This is a genomic window from Brevibacillus laterosporus, assembly GCA_007833815.1.
GTDB classification, from domain to species: Bacteria; Bacillota; Bacilli; order Brevibacillales; family Brevibacillaceae; genus Brevibacillus_B; species Brevibacillus_B laterosporus_D.
Genome location: CP033464.1, coordinates 989,807 through 1,013,361, shown reverse-complemented (window position 1 = coordinate 1,013,361; position 23,555 = coordinate 989,807). Strand labels below are relative to the sequence as shown.

Here is a 23,555-nt window from a genome sequence, read left to right as displayed (position 1 = left end):
AAACATTCTATATAAAGCACTTACTAGAAAGCTATTTTCTGCCATCAAACATCACTCTTCATTAAAAAAAGCCCGACTGATTTCTAATTGAAATCAATCAGGCATACCTGTTCCTTCATTATAATATAATTTCCCTTATGTTGAACAAACGGCGCGCATTATCAGCCGTAATCTTTGCCAATTCCTCAAATGAAAGTCCATGAATCTGAGCCATCTCTTCTGCAACATATTTGACATAGGCAGACTCATTTCGTTTACCTCTAAATGGATGAGGAGTCAAATATGGACAGTCAGTCTCAATCAATATACGATCCATTGGAATCTGTGCTGCAACTTCTTTTGGTTTTTTAGCATTTTTAAAAGTGAGGGGTCCGCCAAAGGAAATGTAAAAATTCATATCCAATGCCATTTTTGCCAATTCATAGCTACCAGAGAAGCAATGCATAATGCCACCTACTTCTCCAGCTTTTTCTTCTCGTAATATGTCGATAATATCCTGATGTGCATCTCGGTCGTGAATAACTATAGGCATTTGTAATTTACGAGCCAGACGGATCTGTTTACGGAACACCTCTGCTTGTACATCACGTGGTGACGTGTCCCAGTAATAATCCAGGCCCATCTCACCTAATCCTACGACCTTAGGATGTTTAGTCAACTCTTCTAACCACTCCAGGTCCTGTTCCTTCATATTAATAGCATCTTGTGGATGCCAGCCGACAACCGCATAAATAAAGTCGTACTTCTCAGCAAGCTCTAGTGTAGTAGGGATTGTTTCGCGGTTAAAACCGACGTTCACAATCGTACTTACTCCATTTTCCCGCGCGCGAGCAATCACTTCATCTCGATCTTCATCAAATTGTTCTGCATTTAAATGTGCATGTGTATCAAACAGCATATGTTTCCCTCCTTTATTCCACAACCTGTGATGATACCATTTAGGGATCATGACTCAAAAAGGCAAGCAGTGCGAACGCCCAAAAAGGCTCCCGCACTGCTTTTAGACAGATACTCTTTTTATCTATCAGCGTAAAGACCTATTTTACAACAGCACCATTAGGCATGCTGGCATCAACAGTAGAAACTGTTAATTGATCCCCTTGAGAAGCTGCTAAAATCATACCTTGGGACATTTCACCACGTAATTTTACCGGCTTCAGGTTCGTTACTACGATGACCTTTTTACCAACCAAGTCTTCTGGTTTGTAGTATTTTGCAATTCCGGATACGATCTGGCGTTGTTCATCACCTAAATCAACTTGCAAAATTAATAATTTATCTGCATTTGGATGCGCAGCACATTCCTTTACTTCTGCTACACGCAATTCCACTTTAGCAAAATCATCAATGCCGATCAATTCTTTTGCTTCAGAAGCCTTTTCTTTTGTTTCAACCGTCTCTTTTTTCTCTTCGTTCACTTTGCCTTCCTCTTTCCAAGCATCCTGCTTCTTTTTATTTTCTTCTGCTTGCTTGCGAGCCTCCGCCGTGCTTGCATCTATAAAGGAGAGTTCCTGTTCAACATCAAGGCGTGGGAACAACAATTCTCCACCACGATTTACTTTTACCCCAACCGGTAGCTTACCCCATTCACCAGCTTGTTCCCAAGTCAGTACATCCTCTTGTTCTGCAATACCTAGCTGCGCCCAAATTTTAGCCGGAGTCTTGGTCATGAATGGTTGCAACATAATAGAAGTAATGCGGATACTTTCCGCTAAATTATACATAACAGTTGCTAAACGCTCTTTATTTTCTTCTGATTTAGCCAAAGCCCACGGTTGAGTTTCATCAATATATTTATTCGTACGGCTAACCAAATCCCAAAGATGGCTAAGTGCATTACTAAAGCGCATTTCGTCTAAATGTTCTTCCACATTCTTTTTCGTTTCAAGTGCTTGTTTTATTAATTGGTCATCAAATTCACCTGGTTGACTCGGAGCTGGAATGACGCCGTCGAAATATTTTTCAATCATGGCAATCGTACGACTAACCAAGTTACCTAGATCATTTGCCAAATCGTAATTTAAGCGTTGAATAAAGCTTTCTGGTGTAAATACTCCATCTTGGCCAAAGGCGATCTCACGAAGCAGGAAGTAACGAACACCATCAGAGCTATAACGATCTATTAAGAATTTAGGATCGATAACATTACCTTTAGATTTGGACATCTTACCATCCGGCATTAACAGCCAACCATGACCAAAAATTTGTTTAGGCAATGGTTGATCTAATGCCATCAAGATAATAGGCCAATAAATCGTGTGGAAACGTAGAATATCTTTTCCTACCAAATGAACATCGGCCGGCCAATAGCGTTGATATTTCTCATCGTTATCAGATAAGTAGCCAAGTCCTGTAATGTAGTTAGCAAGCGCATCAATCCATACATAAATCACATGTTCTGGATCGGTTGGTACCTTCACGCCCCAATCAAATGTACTGCGAGACACACTCAAATCCTGCAAGCCTGGTTTTAAAAAGTTATTTACCATCTCATTACGACGAGATTCAGGCTGGATAAAGTCAGGATTTGCCTCAATATGAGCAAGCAGTCTGTCTTGGTACTTGGACATACGGAAGAAATAATTCTTTTCCTTTACCATTTCAACAGGGCGTCCACAATCTGGGCAGAAGTAGCCTTTATCTGTTTTCGCTTGGGTCTCTGTCCAAAATGCCTCATCTGGCACACAGTAGTACCCTTCATATTCCCCTAGATAAATATCACCTTGGTCGACCAAGCGTTTAAAAATCTTTTGAACGATATCTTTGTGGCGATCCTCCGTTGTGCGGATAAAATCATCATAAGAAATGTCTAGTTTTGACCACAAATCTTTAATCCAATCAACTACCGGGTCAATAAACTGCAAAGGAGCTAGCCCTTCTACAGCAGCGCGTTCTTGCAATTTTTGACCATGCTCGTCTGTACCCGTCAAATAGTATACATCGTATCCGCGCAATCTTTTGTAACGCGCCATCGCATCTGCAGCAATTGTTGTGTATGCATTTCCAATATGTAGCTTATTGCTTGGATAGTAAATGGGCGTTGTAATATAAAATGTTGGCTTTTTCGTCATGTCATGCACCCTCCTAATTATGTTTTTTAGCATACAAAAAAGACTCCTCCCCTAATTGGGACGAGTCTATTACTCGCGGTACCACCCAAATGCTCCGTTTCCTCACAGAAACGGACTCGGCAAGTAGTCAACAGCTACTCTCCTATAACGCAGGAATACGTCGTCCCTTATCAGCCGTTTACTGCATTTGCTGTTCATGAACGAAACTCAAGGACCATCTTCCACTTCTTTTGCTTAACTGGCTTTCACCTTCCCCAGCTCTCTATGTAAGCTATGTAAGTGTACTCTTCCCATCAACGTTTACTATAAAAGTCATACTTCTATTGTATACTAAATTATCGGTTCATAAACGTAATGTCAAGGGCTTTCCGATTGCTTTCTTTTTCGCCAAAGATATGTCGAATATTTACACATAATTCGACATCTTTCTTTGTTAATATCCATTATTAGGTTAATTTGTCGGATGACATTTTCCATATTTTATGATGGGAAGATTTCTGACAGATTCATATACAAAGGGCTTTTTAGCCTCTAATTTAATAAAAATGTTACTGGAACTTCGTTATTATCACGTTTTATTCATGCTAATTGCAATAAATGTAAAAATGCCATTGACACCTTTGGGAATCACTGGTATTATAAGCTATAATAAATTGTCGAATATTGACGATTAATAGGTAAATATTCGGTATTCATCGATACAGGATCCACCCACTTTTTTAAGAGTTTGAGAGGAGCTTGAAGGGTATGAAATCAACTGGTATTGTAAGAAAAGTAGATGAATTGGGACGTGTAGTTATTCCAATTGAACTTCGTCGTACACTTGGGATTGCAGAAAAGGACGCATTAGAAATCTTTGTTGACGGCGAACGCATCATCCTTAAAAAATATGAACCTGCTTGTATCTTCACAGGAAACGCTGAAGACTTGGTTTACTATAAAGGGAAAATGATCAGCAAGTCATGTATTGAAGAGATGGCATCTTTGCTTGACGATAAATCCCAAGCGCAATCCTAATATAAAAAGGCTATTGCTCCCAACATGGTGAGTAATAGCCTTTTTCTTTATATAGAATTGTCTGTAGCAATCTCTATTAATTATTCTTGGTGATATTCATTATAGACTTCTCTGCGGGTCAGCTTTCGGTCTTCTGCTGTTTTTTTGCATGCCTCTTTAATCGACATTCCCTGTTCTGCATAATGATCTACATGTTCCTTGAGACTAAAAGTATTCCACCAAATCTCTAAATCTTCTTCAGCTAAAAATGTACCATCATAGCCAGAAACGATAACACAAAACTCTCCTCGGATCTCTTCTTGCTCTAACCACTCAATTAGCTCTGACATCGTCCCTCTGGCAAACTCCTCATATCTTTTTGTCAACTCTCTTGCCAGCACCGTCTCACGATCCCCCAATACTTCCTGCATAGCACCTAACGTTTTGGTAATACGATGGGGAGCTTCATAGAACAACAAAGTTTCTGGGTAAAGTGCTAAACGATCCAGTTCTACCTTACGTTGTTTTTTATCACGTGGTAAAAAACCGCAAAATACGAATTTTTCAGTGGGTAAGCCAGAAGCAATCAATCCTGTTAATGCTGCGTTAGCGCCAGGTATAGGTACTACCGTGCAACCAGCGTCAATTGCTTCTCGCACAAGATCAGCACCAGGATCTGAAATAGCAGGTAATCCCGCATCACTAACTAGAGCAATGCTTTTTCCATCTAACAACCAGTTAATCAATTCTGGTCCACTAGCTACTTTATTGTGTTCATGGTAGCTAAGTGTACGTTTTTCTATTTGAAAATGAGTAAGGAGCTTTCTGGTTTGGCGTGTATCTTCACAAGCAATAACATCCACTTCTCGCAGCGTCTGCAAGGAGCGAATCGTAATATCATCCAAATTCCCGATAGGTGTTGCCACCAGGTATAGGGTTCCTGCGCTTTTATCCTGAGCAAAACTCTTTTGTATGTTCATCTATCGTAACTCCTAAACGGTTATTTCATCAATCAAAGTAGATTGAACGGACGGATCGCCAAACATAATCAATCTTTCCTTAGTGGAACGTTGGAGGCGTTTAATTTGTTCCTCCCGTTTAAGTCCCCATGAACGATCTGCGCCTTCCTCCCAATACACCAATTCAATTGGACAACGACCTCTTGTATATTTGGCGCCCTTTCCTTCTCTATGCTGCTTGAGTCTACGCTTCATCTCCGTTGTATATCCCGTATACAAGGAGCCATCTGCACATTGCAGCATATATACATAATGACTTTTATGTGAGGGAATCTCGCTTTCCATAATATATTTCATATAATTCATCGCAGTACTCTTCCCCTTGCTTATAGACGATCAGTGGAGGTTGTATGCGCAGCTCCGGTTTTCCTCCTCGCATGCCTTCCACGAGTACCATATTAGGTTCGCTGTCTTGTCGGGAATGTACGAATCTCATACGCTTAGGCTCAATTCCATACTTTCTCATTCCCGTAACGATATCTATCAGACGAGTAGCACGATGCACCAATGCCAGCTTACCGCCGTTCTTAAGTAGCTTACTTCCAACCCTGAGGACATCATCTAACGTAAGATGAATTTCATGGCGAGCTATGGCACGATGATCATTTTTGCTTACTTCTCCTGTGATCGGAGGCATATATGGTGGGTTGCAGGTGATGAGATCATATTGACTATCTCCAAACCTCTCCACTGCCTCACGTACATCTCCATGATGCATGGTAATACGTGTTTCTAACCCATTCATGATCACATTACGCTCTGCCATGTGAAACAACCGCTCTTGTAGTTCAATGCCTTCAAACTCAGCAAACGGCGTCCTTGTAGTCATTAGCATTGGAATAACTCCATTGCCTGTGCAAAAATCTAGCACTTTTCCCCTCTTGGGTACCTGTGCAAAACGGGCAAGCAACACCGCATCCATAGAGAAACAAAACACTTCATGGCTTTGAATGATTTTTAATTCGTAGGTTAACAAATCGTCAATCCGTTCTGTATCATACAAGGGAACTTGCTGTTTTTCTGTCATATTGTATCCTCTCTTACCAGTCAACATGTAACATGTACTATACCATTTTATCAGTAAAAAGCGACCCGTCTGTGTAGACATCAGGTCGCTTTGTTTTTAGTATCACTTGTGTCCACCGCTTAAAAAAGATAAGCAGAACAGGCAATCGCCTTCTTTTCTTATGCTACCATAATGTACGTTGCAAATATGAAACCCTTCCGCATATAATCGCGCAAGGTTATCGTATCCTTCGCCCACTATTTTTTGATTGCCTACTATCTTTTGACTGGTCGCTACTCTTTTTTGTTGGCCAGCACTTTGCTTTTTCGAAGCAGACTGATCGGCTCTTTTCTGGAATCGGTTACGCAAGTGTTCATTTTCAATGAGAAGCTGAGCATTCTCTTCCAAAAGTTTGACGATCACGTCTTTTAGGCTGCCAATCTCTTGATAGAGTTCGCCCACTCTCTCTTCCATGCTCGCGATTTTAGCGAAGATTTCTTGTTTCTCCAACTTCATCACCTCTCGCTACCCGTCCTCTATCCGATCTCTGGTCGACTTGTTACGATTTCATCAAAAGTGAACTCCATGACTCTTCCCACTTCTAAGAGATCAACCTGAGCCACTCTGCCTAAAATATTCAAGCTTACAACCCTGCCATCTCCCATTGGTGTTTTCACCCATGAGCTTAGTTCAGGTATCTCTTCCTTAGTTGTTTCATAGTTATCATTTTCATACTTCAGACAGCACATGAGACGTCCACACAAACCGGAGATTTTAGCGGGATTGAGCGAGAGGTTCTGATCTTTCGCCATTTTAATGGATACCGGTTCAAAATCACCCAAAAAGGTGGAACAGCATAACATTCGACCACAAGGTCCTATACCGCCAAGCATCTTGGCTTCATCACGCACACCAATCTGTCGTAATTCAATGCGAGTACGAAACACTGCTGCCAAATCCTTGACTAATTCACGAAAATCAACGCGGCCGTCCGCCGTAAAATAAAAAATAATTTTATTTCGGTCGAATGTATATTCAACATCTACCAGCTTCATTTCCAGTTGATGTTCCCTAATTTTAGTTTGGCACACTTGAAATGCATTTTTTGCAGCAGAGCGGTTCTCATCAACTTGTTTAGCATCTGAGTCGTCGGCAATGCGGATGACTTTTTTTAAAGGAAGAACAACATCTGAATCTTCCACTGTCTTTTGGCCAATCACGACCTTACCGTACTCCACGCCCCGTGCTGTTTCAACAATCACATGACTGTCTTTGTCTATCTGTAATTCGTCAGGATCAAAGTAATATATCTTACCCGCCTTTTTGAAGCGGATTCCGACCACCTCGTACAAAATTTATCCCTCCTGGATATGAAGAACAAGTCGCTCTAACGCTAATTGTGGGTTAGCATTACGCTCTATCCGATTTCTTGTCTCCATGGCTACATCAATTCCCCGCAATATCTCAGTCTGAGCCCATTGCAAGGCCTGCTCTTCTAATGCATCCTGTTGGTCTATGTTGATGATGTTGGCCCTACGCCCTACTTGAATATAGAGGATATCTCGTAGCCAAAGGATGAGCAAATCCAGAAAGAGAGGAAGTTCTTCTTTTAATCTATCATTACGTTGAAATTGATCTTGAATCGTAAACATCGCTTGGGAATCACGTTGTTTCAAATCCCTTCCCAATTGTATCACCATAGCTTTAAGCTGTGCAAACCATTCTGATTGGCTTAACAGCCGGGCATCATCCAAATTTGTTGTAATTTGGGAAGCAACTTGGGCTAGACCTTTCGTAATTCCCTCGTTTACAAGCGATTGTACTATCATTCCAACCGGTAGAGGGTTGAATACAATTGTCTGGCATCTGGATAAAATTGTGGGTAGGATGGCATGGCTGTTTTCTGATAACAACACAGCAAGCACACCTACTGGTGGTTCTTCCAAAAATTTTAGCAAACTATTTGCGGCTTGCGTTGTCATTTTATCTACATGCTCTAGAATATAAACCTTATGCTTCGATTCAACGGCACGCATCTTCATTTCTTTTTGTAAGGCTCTTATTTGTTCTATTTTTACAGATGACCCATCTGGAGAAATTCGATACACATCAGGATGATTACCTGATTGAATACGTTGACAGTTCAAGCATGTCCCACAAGCATCACCAGGATGATCTAAACAAAAAATGGATTTGGTTAAATGCTCGGCAATCTCTTTTTTGCCTACTCCTTTTGGCCCTGTAAATAAATAAGCGTGCGCTAAGCGATCATGCTTCATGCTATTAGCTAAGATTTCTGCCACACGCTCTTGTTTCTTCGCTACGTTACTCCAGCTCATGTATAGTCACCTAAAAATATAGATTAATTAGCATACCTCTGATTTCACCAATCCGAGAGAGCATATCTATCAAAGGAGCCTGATCACTCAACAGATCATCTGCCAATGCCAACAATTCAGCATCAATCTCTTTGATAATTTTATGAATGCGACCTCTTCCTCGACGATTTGTTCCCTTGCGCTCATCTAGAGCAATCCCAAACCGAACGGCTTCCTCCATAAATCGCTTGATAAGATTACGATACGCATAGTAATCTCGTACATTGCGGGAGCGAGCCAAAACATCTCCGTGTTTATCTATTTCGGTAAGCAGAAGTTGCAGCCTTTCTTGGTTCATCTTCTGCCCTTCACCTTTAACCATATCTCGAAAGTTCATCTTTTCCACAGATACATCTCTGCGTTGACCAGGTCCTTTTACTTCGAATGTAGGTCTGATGCCATTATCAATTTTCACTTGGTCCTCACTCCCGCTCGCCTTTACCCGAAACTAAAAAGAATGGAAATGCTCTACATCCATCACAAATACAGCCGCGCCTCCCACTTGTACCTCAAGCGGATAGGATAAGAATGAATCAACTCCACTGCCAAGTGGCGACACAGGAGTCACCATCTGCTTGCGGGATTGGCAGTTCTGTTCAATGATGGTAATCAATTCTGTTACACGCCCATCATCGGTCCCTACAAGAAACGTTGTATTCCCAGCGCGGAGAAAGCTTCCTGTACTGGCTAATTTTGTAGCACGGAATCCTTTTTTCACGAGGGCTTGTGATAAACGCCCACTGTCTTTATCCTGCACAACAGCGATGACCATTTTCATAGCGATCTCATCCTTTCTGCTTCGCAATGTAGTGCTTAGCTCTCTTTCCAGTAACAGCATGTAATTACATTGGCTATAATTCGATTGAAGTGCGCCACTTTCCTTTAGAAAAGCGCATTCTTAATCGGAAAAATCAAATAAAATCTGGAAATTTGTGAATTTTAACAGGCTTACCTTATTGTTATGTCAAAATAGCCACTTGGTGTAATTTTTCTAGTTCATACAAGAAGGAATCTTCTTTAGCATTTCTTCCTATTATACAGCATGTACGACCTTTTTTTCATTCAAACAAATTTTTCTTACCAAAGAGATTGCAGAAAAAAAAAGAGCATCTCATGATAATTGCTTTTTCCCCTTATTTGGGAGGAAAAACACTGATCGTGAGTTTGCTCTTTGTTACAGGTTGGTCACCTATACCTTTTTCATTTTTTCTTGTATAGTAGCAATCATCTCGTCCACTACCTGCTCTATCGGTTGATCAGCATTAATGCGTACAATGCGTTCTGGGAATTTATTAATTAATAACTCGTATCCTTCTCGGACGCGATTGTGAAATGCCAATCCTTCCAAATCGAGGCGATTTATTTCCCGATGTGAATTAGCTTCAATACGAGCTAGCCCCACTTCTGGGGATACATCGAGATAAAAAGTAAGATCAGGCATACAATCCTGAATAGCAAACTGATTAATAGTAAATATCTCGTCTGTAGGTAGTCCGCGTGCCACACCCTGGTAGGCCAAGCTACTATCAATAAAGCGATCGCAAAGCACGATTTTACCTTGTTCTAAAGCTGGAATCACTTTTTCAACAAGATGCTGTCGACGAGCCGCGGCATATAATAACGCTTCTGTTCGTCCATCCATTCGTGTATTTTCTCGATTTAAAATAACTCCACGAATTTGTTCAGCGATCTCAACCCCACCCGGTTCCCGTGTGACTAACACGTCCAGACCTTGTTCTGTTACTCTTTTTTCTAAAAGTGCGATTGCAGTGGATTTTCCTGCACCTTCTCCACCTTCTAATGAAATAAACATGCCTTCGTTCACCATACCCCTTCGTTTAACGATGTTTATCTTTTTATGACTTGAATGGTTGTTATGGTAGCGTCCTTCACCCCATGAAAGCGGGCCTCTTTTATCTGCAAGTTTTGTAAAAGAGAAATCACCTGCTCATCTAGTATTTCACCCGGAACAATCATTGGTATACCTGGGGGATATGGGGTGACCATTTCAGCACAGATGCGCCCCTGTGCCTCTTCTAGTAGCAGAGACTCCGCTTCCTCTTCTACTGCTACATGCATACTCATGGCTACTTTACGTAAAAAGCAGGAAGAGACTAACCCCGTTTCAAAAGCGCGTAGACCCTCTCCCTTCGCTTGTTTCGAAAGCTCCTCCATAACAGTAAGTAGCCTTTTACAATCGGCTTCTGTCGTTCCTGTAGAACCTAGTAACAAGAGATGATGTAACCCTGCTAACTCTGTATAAATATATTCTTCTTCTAGTTTTGTTTGCAATTCAAACCCCGATAATTGGGATAATTGCAAATTGACTACGATTCTTAGCGGATCAAGTGTCTGATAACCAGTTTGTTTTTTCCAGCCGGCTACTGTTAACCAATCGAACTGGCTAAGGCGTTCTTTCGTCTTCTCAATAAGTTGAATAGCCTTTTCCAGCTCATGTTGCCCCTCCAGCACCATATGTCGCCGTGCTAAATCAAGGGATGCCATCAGCGGATAAGATGGGCTTGATGATTGCAACATTGTCAGATAACGATACAACCTGCTACGATCAATGAACTCTCCTTGAATATGGAGCATAGACCCCATCGTAAAAGCGGTTCCCATCTTATGAGTTGATTGGATAGAAATATCGGCTCCACTCTGCATAGCTGAAGCAGGTAAGTTTGGATGGAAACCATAGTGAGCACCATGTGCCTCATCAATGACTAAAGGAATCTGGTAGCGATGAACAACCGTAGCCATTTTTTCTAAATCAATACCCATCCCATAATAAGTAGGATTCGTGAGGAAAACAGCTTTGCAGTCAGGATGCTCAATTAAAAGTCGCTCTACATCTTCACGTCGCACCCCTGCGGCAATGCCGGTCTCAGCATCTACGGCAGGTACAACAAAAATCGGTTCCGCTTTCGCAAGCATCAATCCATGATAGACGGATTTATGACAATTACGTTGAACAATGATCTTATCTCCAGGTTGACAAATCGACATGATCGTAGCCAGATTCCCTACTGTTGTTCCACCTACCAAAAATCTGGTTTCCTCAGCTCCATATGCTTCCGCAGCCAACTGTTGCGCCTGAGCAATAATATCTTCTGGTTGGTGCAAATCATCTAATCCTGTGATCTCTGTCAAATCAACAGACAAATATTTTTCAAAAAACGGCTTTGCTTCCTTATCGAAGCTTCTCCCCATCTTATGCCCAGGTACATGAAAAGGATGGGGATTTTGTCTTGCATGCCTTTGTAACGCATCAAACAACGGAGCTTTGCGTTGTCTCTCCCAAAAATCTTCCTGATTTTGTATCATCTTTTCCACGTCCTTTTGTTTCGGTATCCCCTATTGTACCATGTTCAAAAGTCTAAAAGCCCATAAGAAAAGAGGCATTGTCCATTGACATGCCTCTTTTTCATGTTATTATGCATTCTTTTTAAACCAGATCTGCCGCATCTGTTTAATATAAAAGGGATAACGTTCATCGTGTACGTCGGTTTTGACCATTTCTTGCTCACAAGTATGACAAATAAATTGGTTACAAATGGCTATACCAACGGATTGTTCCCTGTTGCAGATAATGCAGCGATGAGAGTGGTCTTCCATATGGGACACCTACCTTTTCGCTAAGCTTATCAACCATTATATCCCATTATAATCTAATCCATTCCAAACGTTCGGCTTTTGACCAAGTGTTCTGTAGCATATTTTCTCAAGTTTTGCCTCATCTGGCGGATAACAATCCACTATATCCAAAACATAGGGCTTTGCCATTCTTTCGTATAAGTTGTCTAAACGTACACTTAGAATATCCTCATCGTGTCTTACAATAAGTAGAGCATCTGCCATCTCTGCTGCTTCAAGAGGGGTTTTGCAATAATGCCAATCTCTAGGTAGATTGTTCGTTTTTTGCTGACACGCTTGCAAGTAGCAGGAAACCTCGAAGCGGGTAATTTGCGCAAGCATATCAGGTGCAAAGATAGAAGAAAATCCCCAGATAGCTATACGCTTCACGCTCACTTGTTGCAACAAACGGTTCCATTCCTGCTCAAGCCATTCTTGTTCCAGCTGTAGAGTCTTCTCGTCATACACATTTGGAAATAACCACTTTTGTCCAATGCGTTTATCCATACCTAGACCTTGTCCTACGATATTTGCTCTAGCCCCTACCTCATCACATCGGAATGCTAGCATATGATAAAACCTTGCTTTTTGATTCAACAATATCTGTTGTGCCCAAGCGATTTCAACTGCTTCTTCATATCTGCATACGAATGAAATATAACAATGTACAGCAAACCCTCGCCGTAAACGATCGTGCCAATTCCTCGCTGTAAAGTCACTTGCAGCTAGGCATTCAAAAGCATTGCTGCCGATAATAGCCTTTTTTTGTTCCGTCCAGCACAGTAACCGAACGACTTCTACCGACTCCTTAAACGGTTGCAACCACTTTACAATCTCATACGCCACACTATCAGTAAGCTTATCTCCTGCTAGAAGTACAAGATAGCGCGTTTGGCTTGATTCCTTAGTATTAATGCACCTATTTATCTCACATGTAAACTGCTGCCACTGTATGAGTGACAGATTGTCAGTAAATAGCCAACCGGAAATTTCAGCTTTTGTCTGCTCCCATTCCTTTACAGAAATGATATTTATCTCGCATGCGCTTATTACCTCTAGACATTCCTGAGGTAACGATATGCGAGCTACCGAGTGCAGGTACACAAGCGTTGTCTGGCTCACGTAAGATCTGCTCCTTCCGCTTGCCTATCATATAATTTGTTCACACTTATCATTCCTTCTAACAGAACAGGTCCCTTCGCTTGTTTTGGATAGGGAACTGCTAAAAGATAAGCAATTGTAGCTGCAACAGACACTATCGAACGCTGTGTAGTAATGATCCGTCCTCTATGAATAGACGTTCCTTGCATGATAAGAGAAATAAAACGTTCCTTATGACTCAAATGTCCTTGCCCACCCATTCCCATAGCTTGTCCATGATCGGAACAAACAATAAACACTGCTTGATTTAGTTTCCCAAGCTTGTCTAGTTGATGATAGAACCAAGCGATCATTTGATCTGCTTCATTTATTTTTTTAACATACTCGTCACAATAAACTCCGCATGTACTCCCCGTCTGGTAAATATCCCTCATTTGCACAAGAAGAAAGTCTGGATTTTCTTCGTTTACAACTTGAATAGCTTGCTCCATGCGATAGACATCAGGCTGTTCAGCCCCCCATACATAATCACTAGGAACCTTCTTACCAAATAGACCACTTAACCTACCCTCAGCCAATATAGTTCCTTTTTTTCCTGCTTGTTGTAAAGCATCAAAGATAGTCTCTACCTTCAATGCCTTTCGATTACCAAGATGGATATCGATCTGATGTTCAGACGGATAGGTACCAGTCAACAGGGAGGTATAACAAGCTTTTGTGTCAGCTGGATATACACTCTCTACCTTCCTCCAATTCGTTCCTGTACGTTGTAACCAGTCAAGAAAAGGGGTGTGTGCTTCGTACAGTTGTTCTTTATTGCATCCATCCAATACCACCAAATAGACGCGTTCAACTGGAAAAACAAACTGTTTAGTAATTTTATTAGCGAAATTTTTCATCTCAACAGGCTTCCATGTAAAAAATAATTGATGAATAGCATAACTGTAAAAGAATAAAACAAAAACAAATACAAAGTGAGATAAGATGCTCTCACTCACAGTCCATTCTTGCCATGCCCCAAAGGCTTCCTGCATTGCTATTAGCAAAATCCACGTTTTGGGCAATTGTTCAAGTAAATTGCCACTACTTGAGTCATTAGCCATAGTAAGCAATTTAATAAAACGCATCACCTGAAAAGGATATCTGTTATGCTTACTTATATAAAAACGGGAGATTCCCCATAACGCGGTAGCCCAAACTAGATAAAGACATAGCGCATATAAAACCATGCTAAACATAAAAGATTTGTACCAGAGTATTCCTGCAAAAAACAGAGGGCCTAGTAAAAACCAGCGAATATGCAAGGGATAGTCGTAGAAAAACAGTAATAAGAAAATAGGAAAGCATAACAACAGAGATACAAAAAAACTTTGCCAAAACAAACCGTCTAACCATTCAGAGAAATGAAACCACAAAAAAGCCCCTACCACGAGCAGGGGAGTAAATATGTTTCCCTGACGGAAAATACTCCAGCAGTCCATGGCGATCCTTTCCTTATTGAAAGCCGTATTCATGGCATCTCCTCACCATCTTCCTGACATTACCAATTAGTTCCTATCATAATAACCCTATATTTACCTGTCAATTGAAGGATACAATTATCTATACAACCTACCGATAATACTATAGAACGAACAAAAAGGAGGCCTGTTGATGAAGGAACAGACCATTTACAGTTACCGCTTGCTATATCGTTTTCGTTGGGGAATAGGTGGTTATCTGTTGCAACTAATCGGGATCATTACGGCCACTTTTATACTTGACCTCTGGCGAACTCTGCCTTGGCATTCTTTGATTCTTTCCCTTTGTTTTCTTATTCTCATTCCACTTTTACATATAACCGCCTTTTGGGCGAATGCCTCTGTTCTATCCCGGCCATTTCGAGTATCGAACTTGCTCTGGCTCTCCTCTTGGTGGGGCGCTACTCATTCACTCATGGTTTCACTGGCAAGCTACAGACGGTTGGAGACAGTGACTTGTCTAGGTGTATTATTCGCTTGCCTAGCTCTTTTTCCATGGTTGTCGCCCCCCTATGGACATTTTCTAGTATGTGTAACCATATTTAGTTTACTTCCACGTCTGATTCCGTTGCTCTTTTCATTGCGTCATCCACAGGAAGCCTATGTGAAATATGAAAAAACAAGCCTGGCTTTTCTTATGACTGATGGAAAAAGTTAATGCTTAGCTCAACAGAAAAATGCGAATGACAACCAGCGCAAGTAAGCCAGGAATACGTAGAAATCCTGCTATAATCGCTGTTACTGGATTAATAGGTACATAAAAGCCAGCCATCTCACCAAAAAAATTGGAGAAATACAGGAGGATCGCTCCAATAATGACATTAAGCGCAATAGTTCCCGTCCAGCGTAGTGGACGGGAAACTGATCTACTGAGTGCCACCAAAACTAGGAATCCAATGATAATTCCAGCTATCATGATTTCCGTGTTCATTTGGGTCCTCCTCTATGCTTCTTTTTGTTGTTCAGTTTGGCGCCGTATTTGCTTAAGCAGGTACATATAACGCTTTTCAGCTAGTCGGAATTGATAAATAGAATGGTCAACCTGTTGAAACCCCTCCGAGCAATCCACATGACGCTGAGCATTTTGCCAGTGTTGTAAAGCACTAGCAATCGCTTCTTGCAAATGATAAGGCTGTACCTGCTGCTCTTTCACACCCTCATTTTTTTTCAACCATTTCATGAAAATCCCCCTTACTTCATGAAGTTTAGGAATGGTAAGAAAGACTTACGCTAACTACATTGTTGATTGAATGCAAAATAATCGAAGCCCACAGTGAATGAAAACGGTGTCGGACAATCCCTAGTGAGAGACCAATCATAAATAAAGGTAGAAACAAAGCTAAATCAATATGAATAATGGCAAACCAAAAGCTGGCGACAAGGATTCCGCACAGGGCACCCCACTTCTTTACTAGATAAGTCTGAAGAACTCCACGAAACATCATTTCTTCTGCGATTGGCACAAGCAGACCTGTTATAAAAAAAGAAAAGAACATAGTTAACATACTGTTTTGTTTTGCATCTTTAATTTCACGGGTTATGTCATCTTCACGTGCGGAGCTTAACGAAATTTGAAACAGGTCAGCCAATGGTGCCACCACATAACTTAATACGAATGTAATACCCAGATAAAAAACGATAATAGATAAAAACATTCTTCCTATGTCAGTTGGTTTTTCAAATCCTATGGACTCTAAACGGCCTCGAAACCAAATGAAACAAAAGATAAACAAGAACACTTGCAAAAAAGCCGATTCAAAAAGTCCCCCTATGCTTCCTACTGTAAAAACCGGATACGTCAAGATTCCCGTCCCATATAAAAAAATAGAGGTATTATAGAACACTTGCATAAACGCTACTGCATGAATAAAATCATTTCCGTTTACGTCAATACAAATAGACGAAGCAGAGACTCCCCGATCTCGAAACAAAGCAACTAAAAACAGGATACTCGTCAGTAATGTGAGACAAATATTCCCCCACAATAATAAAGCTTGTATCGTACCCATGTTGGCCAACATATGGATTTCCCAAGAACCGTCTGCCCCTTGCGATATTCTCGTTGCCGATAGTTGAATGACAATATACAAAACATATTGAAAGGTTAGTAGCCAAGCCCACTTTACAGAGTGCCTCCGTACAGTGGGCATCCATTGCATGTATGGTTGCATTCGTTCACTCTCCTACTCTCAGGTTATGCCTCGTCCACGTGAAAAAGCACTTTTTTATCATTTGAAACAGATATTTCCTGAACCATACTTATTTTTTTTGTTACTGTCAACACTCTCCCTGTATGACAAAATTTGGATATCTTCAAGTCTTTTACAACCTCTAACCCTTAGTGATTTATACTTATATCCATAAAACACCTTCTATTTCGATCGTATAACAAAAAGGCGCATGATTTCTCATGCACCTCCTATCATTATTTCATTATAACTCCCGGCGACCTTCTAATGCTTTGGTCAATGTTACTTCATCGGCATACTCTAAATCTCCACCTACAGGCAGACCATGAGCAATACGGGTGACGCGTATGCCAAAAGGTTTTACCAAACGTGAAATATACATCGCTGTAGCTTCCCCCTCAATGTTAGGGTTCGTAGCTAAAATCAGCTCTTGTACTTGTTCATCACCTAGGCGTTTGAGCAAATCTGGAATATGAATATCCTCGGGACCAATCCCATCCATAGGTGAGATAGCGCCATGTAACACATGATAGTACCCCGTGAATTCTCTAGTTCGTTCCATGGCAACCAAATCTTTTGGTTCTTGAACCACACAGATAGTAGAACCATCACGGCTTTTATCGCGGCAAATCTGACATGGGTCCGAATCGGTGATATTATTACAAACCGAGCAGTAGTGCAGTTGCCGTTTGGCGTTAACCAACGCTTTTGCTAAATCAAGTACGTCATCTTCCTTCATGCTTAGCACATGAAAAGCTAACCGACTTGCTGTTTTTGGTCCAATGCCCGGCAATTTCATAAAACCTTCTATTAACTTCGAGACGGGCTCTGGATAAAACACAATGACCTACTCCTTTACGGGAGCTTATGTTGGTAATATTAGAACAATCCAGGAATGTTCATGCCACCAGTAAAGCGTCCCATTTCTTTTCCAACTACTTCATCAACATTTTTCATGGCATCATTAATGGCAGCAAGAACTAGATCTTGTAACATTTCTACATCTTCTGGATCAACTACTTCTGGATTGATTGTTACATCAATGACTTGCTTATGTCCGTTTGCCTTTACAACTACAGCGCCACCGCCAGCTGTTCCTTCTACTACTCTTTCTTTTAATTGCTCTTGTGCCTTCTGCATATCATCTTGCATTTTTTTCACTTGTTTCATCATTTGTTGCATGTTTTTCATACCTAATTCCTCCCTTGAAAGTATGTTTTTCCTACTTTATTCCTTAATGTGAGTCAATCTTTCACCAGCAACCCGAATCGCCTCGGCAATAAACGGATCTTCTGGGGGCTGATCTGATCCAGTGGAATTTGAGTGCGTTTGCTCTCCCCGTACATTTTCCCACTCTTCTTCTGTTATGGATAGAAGCTGTAGCGGTTTACCTGATACAGTAAGAAACGCACGCTCTACAATGCCTCTTAGCTCTGGTTCCATGGTTTTTTCACAATGAATCGACCCTTTAAACGTAACAATTACAGCATCAGAGCTAGCTACAGCTGGCTGACCGCTTACGACCCATGCATGATATTTATAGTGAACCTTTTTCACTTCGGATAAAACTTGGCTCCAAGAACCACGAATTTTTTGAGAAAGTCCCTCATCTGTTTGGCGAACCGTTTCGCGCACCTTTGTCATAGAAGTCTTAGAACCGCCTGTAACCGGCAGAGCACGTCGTACCTCTCGTTGTTTCCCATCTTCTGAAGCAGACCTTCCTCCCTCTACAAGATTTCCCTGTAGGATTTGGTTCAGCTTCTCTTCTAGCACCTTTACACGATCTAAGAGGGGAGCTACATCTGAACTAGAAATCATGCCGGTCACTCCAGAAGCTATGTTGGTTTCAGATCCCACACTTGCTCCATGACCAGCCATCGACAAATCTTGCCCTGTAGATAACGGAACCCCTTTGGAAGCAGAAGTGGATAAGTGACATAAGCGGACTAATGTCATCTCCACCAAAACTCGTGCAAACGTTGACCACTTTAACTGGGTCAATGCCTGATTAAGCTGTTCAATTACCTCATACAAAACTGGCAGAGCAAAGCGGTTAGCTACATCTGGAAATTGTTCATCAATTAATGTTCGTTCCATGATTTCTTCCAGATTAGGGGCTGTTTTAAACAACAGCATATCCCTAAAATAGAACAGCAGATCTTGTAAAAACTGTTCAGGGTCTTTTCCCTGAGACATGATCTTCTCCAGCTCTTCCATTACGCCAGTTACATTTTGTTCAGAAATCATACGACCAAGTGTAGAAAAATAGGCTTGTGATACGGCCCCTGTAATCTTTAATACATCCGACGCACGTACTTGATTACCACTATAGCTAATAGCTTGATCTAAAAGACTAAGAGCATCCCGCATTCCACCCTCAGCCATTTTAGCAACCAACTGAAGAGCTTGTTCCTCAGCCTCAATCTGTTGCGCATCACAAATATGTTGCAAACGCAGGGCCATTTCAGCCAGAGAAATGCGGTGAAAATCAAAGCGCTGACAACGCGAAATAATTGTTGCTGGTAACTTATGTGGCTCGGTCGTGGCTAAAATAAATAGTACGTGCCCGGGCGGTTCTTCTAATGTTTTTAACAGGGCGTTAAACGCTTCTGTTGTCAACATGTGTACCTCATCAATAATGTACACTTTATATTTTACTTCGCTTGGTGCAAATTTGACCTTATCACGTATATCTCGAATTTCTTCAACACCGCGGTTTGATGCAGCGTCAATCTCTAAGACATCGGTCACTGAGCCTTCTGTAATTGCTATACATGCTGGGCATTGGTTACACGGTTCTCCATCCTGCGGATCCTGGCAGTTTACCGCTTTCGACATAATCTTGGCAGCACTAGTCTTTCCCGTTCCCCTTGGCCCATTAAACAGGTAAGCATGCGAAAGTCGCCCCTCGCGAAGAGCATTTTGCAAGGTTGTTGTGACATGAGCTTGCCCAATCACATCACCAAAGGTTTGAGGTCTATATACTCGATATAGAGCTGTATATGCCATCCTTGCTCACTCCTCCTCACCTGTCTGTCAAACCTTTTGATCTTATTTATTATACTATAAGCAATAGCCTTTTTCCAAAGTTGGTTACGGTAAACCATATTTGAACTCAAATAACATAGCGCTCGGTCGTTCTCTTATTCATGAGAACGCTCCGAACGCTATGTTTTTTTACATATATGATAATAAAATGTGAAAGGTCGTTCCAAATCCTTTAGAGGAGACACGAATTTGTCCTCCGATATCATGAATGATTTTTTGACAAACAGATAATCCTAGCCCAGTTCCTTCATCCTTTGTCGTAAAGAAGGGGTCAAAAATCTTGTCAATTAAATAACCAGGAATACCAGGTCCCGTATCTTGAATATTTAAACTAATTTTATCAGAGTCCACTTCATAGTGATACGATATCGTCAAGGTCCCTTCATTCCCCATGGCTTCCATTCCATTTTTACAGATATTTAGGAAAACTTGCTTTAATAACTCAGCATCACCGACAACCATTGGCAAAGCTTCTGTCCCTGTGTAACGAACCTCAATTCCATGTAACAAAGCTTCACTTTCTACAATAGGCATGATTTCTTCAAAGACCGTATGTAGACTGATCATCTGATATTGAACATCACGAGGCTTACTTAGGAGCAGAAATTCACTGACTAGTGAATTAATCCGATGTAATTCAGTTAGCATGATATCCGTAAATGCCTTCTCCTTATCCATCCCATTTTCCTTAAATGATTGCTGAAACATTTGCAAAAAGCCTTTGATAGAAGTAAGCGGATTTCTTATTTCGTGAGCTGTGCCTGCTGCGATCTGTCCAATCATCGCAAGTCGATCGCTTCGTTCAATCTTTTGCTCCAGCGAACGCATATTGGTCACATCTTTAAAAATAACGTAGGCTCCAACAATTTGACCTACTTCATTATGCAACGTATTAGAGTCTACCAAAAGCTCGTAACGCTGCTTTTGATTTGTCCAAGACATTGCCTTATTTTGAAATTTTACCCCTTCTAAAAGCTCTCGTTGCACTAATCGTTGTTCCTCTGGAATTCCCGCAAAAACCTGATCAATATGCTTATTTAAGATAAGCATACGCTCCACACCCAATACTTTACAAGCTACATGACTTATATCTACCAAACGAGCTTGAACATCTAGGACGACGACACCCAAATTTATTTCGGAAGTAAGCTGATCAGCCATACGTTGAGACAGAGATATGGACAAATCCTTAGTTAGCTGGAACAAATGGAAAAAATAAATCTGTTCCCCATTCTTATAAGATGTGGTAATCATGACAGGAGTCTTCGATTTTTGACCCTGAACATCTTGATAAATCATTTCTGTTGGTTTTAACATCTGTTTTTCCTTTTCTAATAAACTATCGTACAGATGACTAACAGAATTCATATAAGGTATGACTTTTTGAAATGGCGCAGAAATGACTTGTTCATAGCTAAACCCTGTTGCCTGTAACAATGCTTCACTCACTTCTAAAATTAAATCTTGTTCATCAACAATTATTAAAGCATGTTTGATATGCTGCGAGTATTGCTTCAGTCTTGAGAAAGCATGGCACTTCTGTGTCGTTATTATTTTCTCCACCTGTTGCCTCTCCCCCTTCTCCATTACTTTCAGTAAGCGCTTTTAAAGTTGAGTAGACTTCAAATAGAGATTCGGCAACAAAATGGTAAGCCCCTGCTTATGTGTAATAGTTTTCCTCCAAAATAAATCGCTACTCTTCGCCAGGGAACAACAAAAAACGCCACTTATCAAAAGTGACGTTCTAGTTATATGTATAGATGCCGTGCACCTACCATTGATACATTCCATCCGAGCGTTACTTATACAATCGACTCAGACCAGGCTACCCTACGGCACACGCAAGGTCCCACTTATGGCTGCTTCCTTCCGGATCTGACCAGGTTCATAGGTTCGCGTTGCATAGGACCCAATCCTCAACACCGACGGTATAAGGCAGGCCTCACATAAAATGACCGCTGATAGGAATTCAATCCTGCTATTGCGGATTGCAGGTTACAGGGCACCGCAACCTCCCCATCTAGCACGGCAAACTTTATAAACAAAGTACTGAAAACCTTTTGCTCACTTAGCATACCATAATAGAATTGGGATAAGCAAGCGATAAACAAATCCATCACAGGAAAAAGCAAGCAAGTGTATTTCCAGAGTGTCGCCTTGATTTTCGTTACCAGATCAGCCAATATAGGGAGAAAGGCAGAACAAAGTGAGGCTGAATAAATGAAACGCGAACGTCTAGATAAAGTATTAGCTAACACAGGCAAGGGAACACGTAAGGAAGTAAAACAGTTGGTCAAACAGCGCATCGTTACCGTTGATGGTGTTGTTGCTACCGATCCTGGCATGCACGTTATTCCAGAACAACAGCTTATAGAAATTAATGGTGAACCGCTTCTATTTAAGCGTTGGGTATTCGTTATGCTTAATAAACCAGCAGGTGTTATTTCAGCGACAGAAGATGCCCTACATGAAACCGTTGTCGACTTGTTGCCGGATGAATGGAGACACAAAGTACATCCTGTAGGTCGTCTCGATATCGACACAGAAGGACTACTCCTTTTAACCAATGATGGTCAACTCTCTCATAGCCTACTTACTCCTAAAAAGAAAGTGGACAAGGAATATTTTGCACGTATTGAAGGACGGGTTACAGATGAACACATCGCTGCCTTCAAACAAGGTGTGACATTGGATGACGGTTATGAAACCATGCCAGCTACACTTGAAATCCTCCAATCGGGGGACATCTCTGAAATTCATGTGACCATCATGGAAGGGAAATATCATCAGGTAAAGCGTATGTTTGCTGCCTTTGACCTGATGGTTGTTTATCTGAAGCGAGTACGCATGGGCCCTCTATTACTGGATGAATCACTTGAACTAGGTGAGTTCCGTGAACTAACAGAAGAAGAGTTAAATTCCTTACGTAGAGGTCATGAAAGCGAATAAGCTAAGCACTTAATCAGTCTGGATGAGGGAGATGCTCTTTGCATCTTCCTTCTTCTTTTTTCGCAGTTGTCGAAAAAAATCTTTAAGCATCATCTGGCATTCATCTTGTAATACACCTGCCCAAACAGGTAATTGATGATTAAATCGCGGTTCATTGCATAAATTCATTAATGTCCCTGCACAACCCGCTTTCGGATCAGTTGCCCCATAATAAACCTGTTCGATCCGACTTTGTACAATTGCGCCTGCGCACATAGGACAAGGCTCAAGGGTCACATATAGATCACATCCAATTAACCGCCAGCCACCTAAGTTCTTGCTTGCTTCGCGTATAGCAATCATTTCGGCATGCAAGGTCGGATCCTTTTGCGTTTCTCGTAGATTATATCCCCTCCCGACAATCTCTCCTTTTCGTACGATAACCGCTCCAATCGGAACCTCTCCTAATGCTGCCGCTTTTGCCGCTTCTTTCATTGCTTCTCTCATAAACATCTCGTGGTTTGGTTCCATCTACCATCACTACTTTCCGTACCCATTTCTATTATTCTTCAGTATAGCTCGGTGTTTACCGAACTTCAAACATCCTTCCGATAGATGCATGCTACTTCATTCTCTACTCGTTTCAGAATTTTCTTCTAGACTGTT

The 23,555-nt window shown here is 41.2% G+C and carries 27 protein-coding genes and 1 other RNA gene; 4 read left to right on the top strand and 24 right to left on the bottom strand.

The genetic code is table 11. From position 1 onward, the window contains the following. Window positions 1–118 precede the first annotated feature (118 nt). Together EEL30_06010 and metG are read right to left on the bottom strand one after the other, a co-directional pair. Window positions 119–898 (bottom strand): TatD family deoxyribonuclease, encoded by a 780-nt coding sequence (locus EEL30_06010; protein ID QDX91957.1) that lies wholly within the window; start codon window positions 896–898, stop codon window positions 119–121. Between the two features lie 139 nt (window positions 899–1,037). After that, a complete protein-coding gene (gene metG / locus EEL30_06005; GenBank protein ID QDX91956.1) occupies window positions 1,038–3,071 on the bottom strand; it encodes a methionine--tRNA ligase in 2,034 nt (677 codons plus the stop codon). 747 nt (window positions 3,072–3,818) lie between these two features. Here metG and EEL30_06000 point away from each other — a divergent pair. Further along, window positions 3,819–4,088: an AbrB/MazE/SpoVT family DNA-binding domain-containing protein gene (locus tag EEL30_06000; protein QDX91955.1), complete on the top strand. Its 270-nt coding sequence runs from the start codon at window positions 3,819–3,821 to the stop codon at window positions 4,086–4,088. An 80-nt stretch (window positions 4,089–4,168) separates the two neighbouring features. Here the strand turns inward: EEL30_06000 and rsmI are convergent, their stop codons facing one another. From rsmI to EEL30_05960, 8 genes are all read right to left on the bottom strand, one after another. Then, window positions 4,169–5,047: a 16S rRNA (cytidine(1402)-2'-O)-methyltransferase gene (rsmI, locus tag EEL30_05995; GenBank protein ID QDX91954.1), complete on the bottom strand. Its 879-nt coding sequence runs from the start codon at window positions 5,045–5,047 to the stop codon at window positions 4,169–4,171. A 12-nt stretch (window positions 5,048–5,059) separates the two neighbouring features. Beyond that, on the bottom strand, window positions 5,060–5,392 hold the full coding sequence (locus EEL30_05990) for a GIY-YIG nuclease family protein (GenBank protein QDX91953.1): 333 nt from the start codon (window positions 5,390–5,392) through the stop codon (window positions 5,060–5,062). Beyond that, entirely contained in the window at window positions 5,346–6,113 is a 768-nt protein-coding gene (locus tag EEL30_05985; protein QDX91952.1) for a tRNA1(Val) (adenine(37)-N6)-methyltransferase, read from the bottom strand. The genes EEL30_05990 and EEL30_05985 overlap by 47 nt, the downstream gene beginning before the upstream one ends. Before the next feature lie 102 nt (window positions 6,114–6,215). Further along, window positions 6,216–6,602 carry a DNA replication initiation control protein YabA gene (gene yabA, locus EEL30_05980; protein ID QDX91951.1) on the bottom strand — a complete coding sequence of 129 codons (387 nt, stop codon included), beginning with the start codon at window positions 6,600–6,602 and terminating at the stop codon, window positions 6,216–6,218. A gap of 26 nt (window positions 6,603–6,628) precedes the next feature. Then, complete coding sequence (locus tag EEL30_05975) at window positions 6,629–7,444, bottom strand: stage 0 sporulation protein (GenBank protein QDX91950.1); 816 nt, start codon at window positions 7,442–7,444, stop codon at window positions 6,629–6,631. Between the two features lie 3 nt (window positions 7,445–7,447). Continuing rightward, window positions 7,448–8,431 (bottom strand): DNA polymerase III subunit delta', encoded by a 984-nt coding sequence (holB, locus tag EEL30_05970; GenBank protein QDX91949.1) that lies wholly within the window; start codon window positions 8,429–8,431, stop codon window positions 7,448–7,450. 10 nt (window positions 8,432–8,441) lie between these two features. Continuing rightward, a complete protein-coding gene (locus EEL30_05965) occupies window positions 8,442–8,885 on the bottom strand; it encodes a DUF327 family protein (protein QDX91948.1) in 444 nt (147 codons plus the stop codon). Window positions 8,886–8,918: 33 nt separating this feature from the next. Continuing rightward, window positions 8,919–9,248 carry a hypothetical protein gene (locus EEL30_05960; protein ID QDX91947.1) on the bottom strand — a complete coding sequence of 110 codons (330 nt, stop codon included), beginning with the start codon at window positions 9,246–9,248 and terminating at the stop codon, window positions 8,919–8,921. A gap of 191 nt (window positions 9,249–9,439) precedes the next feature. Between EEL30_05960 and EEL30_05955 the strand changes: the two genes are divergently transcribed. After that, entirely contained in the window at window positions 9,440–9,688 is a 249-nt protein-coding gene (locus EEL30_05955) for a hypothetical protein (GenBank protein ID QDX91946.1), read from the top strand. Here the strand turns inward: EEL30_05955 and EEL30_05950 are convergent. From EEL30_05950 to EEL30_05930, 5 genes are all read right to left on the bottom strand, one after another. Then, the gene (locus EEL30_05950) at window positions 9,660–10,295 is read right to left on the bottom strand and encodes a dTMP kinase (GenBank protein ID QDX95684.1); all 636 of its coding nucleotides are present in this window, start codon (window positions 10,293–10,295) and stop codon (window positions 9,660–9,662) included. The two genes, EEL30_05955 and EEL30_05950, sit on opposite strands and share 29 nt — an antisense overlap. A 23-nt stretch (window positions 10,296–10,318) precedes the next feature. Further along, complete coding sequence (locus EEL30_05945; GenBank protein QDX91945.1) at window positions 10,319–11,794, bottom strand: aminotransferase class I/II-fold pyridoxal phosphate-dependent enzyme; 1,476 nt, start codon at window positions 11,792–11,794, stop codon at window positions 10,319–10,321. A gap of 108 nt (window positions 11,795–11,902) precedes the next feature. Next, complete coding sequence (locus EEL30_05940) at window positions 11,903–12,085, bottom strand: inhibitor of sigma-G Gin (GenBank protein ID QDX91944.1); 183 nt, start codon at window positions 12,083–12,085, stop codon at window positions 11,903–11,905. Window positions 12,086–12,121: 36 nt separating this feature from the next. Next, window positions 12,122–13,225: a hypothetical protein gene (locus EEL30_05935; protein QDX91943.1), complete on the bottom strand. Its 1,104-nt coding sequence runs from the start codon at window positions 13,223–13,225 to the stop codon at window positions 12,122–12,124. Beyond that, complete coding sequence (locus EEL30_05930; protein ID QDX91942.1) at window positions 13,222–14,718, bottom strand: phosphodiesterase; 1,497 nt, start codon at window positions 14,716–14,718, stop codon at window positions 13,222–13,224. Before EEL30_05930 ends, EEL30_05935 begins: the two co-directional genes overlap by 4 nt. Before the next feature lie 139 nt (window positions 14,719–14,857). Here EEL30_05930 and EEL30_05925 point away from each other — a divergent pair, with 139 nt between their 5' ends. After that, window positions 14,858–15,382, top strand: a complete 525-nt coding sequence (locus tag EEL30_05925; GenBank protein QDX91941.1) for a hypothetical protein — start codon at window positions 14,858–14,860, stop codon at window positions 15,380–15,382. A gap of 3 nt (window positions 15,383–15,385) precedes the next feature. On the opposite strand, the gene bofA is transcribed toward EEL30_05925, so the two are convergent. The 8 genes from bofA to ffs form a co-directional block, all read right to left on the bottom strand. Then, the gene (gene bofA, locus EEL30_05920; GenBank protein QDX91940.1) at window positions 15,386–15,655 is read right to left on the bottom strand and encodes a pro-sigmaK processing inhibitor BofA; all 270 of its coding nucleotides are present in this window, start codon (window positions 15,653–15,655) and stop codon (window positions 15,386–15,388) included. 12 nt (window positions 15,656–15,667) lie between these two features. Next, window positions 15,668–15,904, bottom strand: coding sequence for a DUF2508 family protein (locus EEL30_05915; GenBank protein ID QDX91939.1), 237 nt, complete (start codon window positions 15,902–15,904; stop codon window positions 15,668–15,670). A 25-nt stretch (window positions 15,905–15,929) separates the two neighbouring features. Continuing rightward, entirely contained in the window at window positions 15,930–16,895 is a 966-nt protein-coding gene (locus EEL30_05910) for a CPBP family intramembrane metalloprotease (GenBank protein ID QDX91938.1), read from the bottom strand. Between the two features lie 262 nt (window positions 16,896–17,157). Next, window positions 17,158–17,754: a recombination protein RecR gene (gene recR, locus EEL30_05905; GenBank protein ID QDX91937.1), complete on the bottom strand. Its 597-nt coding sequence runs from the start codon at window positions 17,752–17,754 to the stop codon at window positions 17,158–17,160. A gap of 38 nt (window positions 17,755–17,792) precedes the next feature. Further along, the gene (locus EEL30_05900) at window positions 17,793–18,104 is read right to left on the bottom strand and encodes a YbaB/EbfC family nucleoid-associated protein (GenBank protein QDX91936.1); all 312 of its coding nucleotides are present in this window, start codon (window positions 18,102–18,104) and stop codon (window positions 17,793–17,795) included. Window positions 18,105–18,140: 36 nt separating this feature from the next. After that, window positions 18,141–19,922 carry a DNA polymerase III subunit gamma/tau gene (dnaX, locus tag EEL30_05895; GenBank protein ID QDX91935.1) on the bottom strand — a complete coding sequence of 594 codons (1,782 nt, stop codon included), beginning with the start codon at window positions 19,920–19,922 and terminating at the stop codon, window positions 18,141–18,143. Between the two features lie 168 nt (window positions 19,923–20,090). Next, window positions 20,091–21,524 carry a PAS domain-containing sensor histidine kinase gene (locus EEL30_05890; protein ID QDX91934.1) on the bottom strand — a complete coding sequence of 478 codons (1,434 nt, stop codon included), beginning with the start codon at window positions 21,522–21,524 and terminating at the stop codon, window positions 20,091–20,093. Window positions 21,525–21,724: 200 nt separating this feature from the next. Then, an RNA gene (ffs, locus tag EEL30_05885) (signal recognition particle sRNA large type) lies at window positions 21,725–21,990 on the bottom strand. A gap of 191 nt (window positions 21,991–22,181) precedes the next feature. On the opposite strand from ffs, the gene EEL30_05880 reads away from it, so the two are divergent. After that, the gene (locus EEL30_05880) at window positions 22,182–22,910 is read left to right on the top strand and encodes an rRNA pseudouridine synthase (protein QDX91933.1); all 729 of its coding nucleotides are present in this window, start codon (window positions 22,182–22,184) and stop codon (window positions 22,908–22,910) included. Between the two features lie 9 nt (window positions 22,911–22,919). On the opposite strand, the gene tadA is transcribed toward EEL30_05880, so the two are convergent. Continuing rightward, a complete protein-coding gene (tadA, locus tag EEL30_05875; GenBank protein QDX91932.1) occupies window positions 22,920–23,420 on the bottom strand; it encodes a tRNA adenosine(34) deaminase TadA in 501 nt (166 codons plus the stop codon). Window positions 23,421–23,555 lie beyond the last annotated feature (135 nt).

What these genes read in the sequence shown, in the direction of transcription:
- dnaX (QDX91935.1), bottom strand. Translation starts at nt 19,922, where the DNA reads ATGGCATATACAGCTCTATATCGAGTATATAGACCTCAAACCTTTGGT.
- EEL30_05960 (QDX91947.1), bottom strand. Translation starts at nt 9,248, where the DNA reads ATGAAAATGGTCATCGCTGTTGTGCAGGATAAAGACAGTGGGCGTTTA.
- EEL30_05940 (QDX91944.1), bottom strand. Translation starts at nt 12,085, where the DNA reads ATGGAAGACCACTCTCATCGCTGCATTATCTGCAACAGGGAACAATCC.
- metG (QDX91956.1), bottom strand. Translation starts at nt 3,071, where the DNA reads ATGACGAAAAAGCCAACATTTTATATTACAACGCCCATTTACTATCCA.
- EEL30_05910 (QDX91938.1), bottom strand. Translation starts at nt 16,895, where the DNA reads ATGCAACCATACATGCAATGGATGCCCACTGTACGGAGGCACTCTGTA.
- EEL30_05945 (QDX91945.1), bottom strand. Translation starts at nt 11,794, where the DNA reads ATGATACAAAATCAGGAAGATTTTTGGGAGAGACAACGCAAAGCTCCG.
- rsmI (QDX91954.1), bottom strand. Translation starts at nt 5,047, where the DNA reads ATGAACATACAAAAGAGTTTTGCTCAGGATAAAAGCGCAGGAACCCTA.
- tadA (QDX91932.1), bottom strand. Translation starts at nt 23,420, where the DNA reads ATGGAACCAAACCACGAGATGTTTATGAGAGAAGCAATGAAAGAAGCG.
- EEL30_05880 (QDX91933.1), top strand. Translation starts at nt 22,182, where the DNA reads ATGAAACGCGAACGTCTAGATAAAGTATTAGCTAACACAGGCAAGGGA.
- EEL30_05985 (QDX91952.1), bottom strand. Translation starts at nt 6,113, where the DNA reads ATGACAGAAAAACAGCAAGTTCCCTTGTATGATACAGAACGGATTGAC.
- EEL30_06000 (QDX91955.1), top strand. Translation starts at nt 3,819, where the DNA reads ATGAAATCAACTGGTATTGTAAGAAAAGTAGATGAATTGGGACGTGTA.
- bofA (QDX91940.1), bottom strand. Translation starts at nt 15,655, where the DNA reads ATGAACACGGAAATCATGATAGCTGGAATTATCATTGGATTCCTAGTT.
- holB (QDX91949.1), bottom strand. Translation starts at nt 8,431, where the DNA reads ATGAGCTGGAGTAACGTAGCGAAGAAACAAGAGCGTGTGGCAGAAATC.
- EEL30_05925 (QDX91941.1), top strand. Translation starts at nt 14,858, where the DNA reads ATGAAGGAACAGACCATTTACAGTTACCGCTTGCTATATCGTTTTCGT.
- EEL30_05915 (QDX91939.1), bottom strand. Translation starts at nt 15,904, where the DNA reads ATGAAATGGTTGAAAAAAAATGAGGGTGTGAAAGAGCAGCAGGTACAG.
- EEL30_06010 (QDX91957.1), bottom strand. Translation starts at nt 898, where the DNA reads ATGCTGTTTGATACACATGCACATTTAAATGCAGAACAATTTGATGAA.
- EEL30_05930 (QDX91942.1), bottom strand. Translation starts at nt 14,718, where the DNA reads ATGAATACGGCTTTCAATAAGGAAAGGATCGCCATGGACTGCTGGAGT.
- EEL30_05900 (QDX91936.1), bottom strand. Translation starts at nt 18,104, where the DNA reads ATGAAAAACATGCAACAAATGATGAAACAAGTGAAAAAAATGCAAGAT.
- EEL30_05990 (QDX91953.1), bottom strand. Translation starts at nt 5,392, where the DNA reads ATGAATTATATGAAATATATTATGGAAAGCGAGATTCCCTCACATAAA.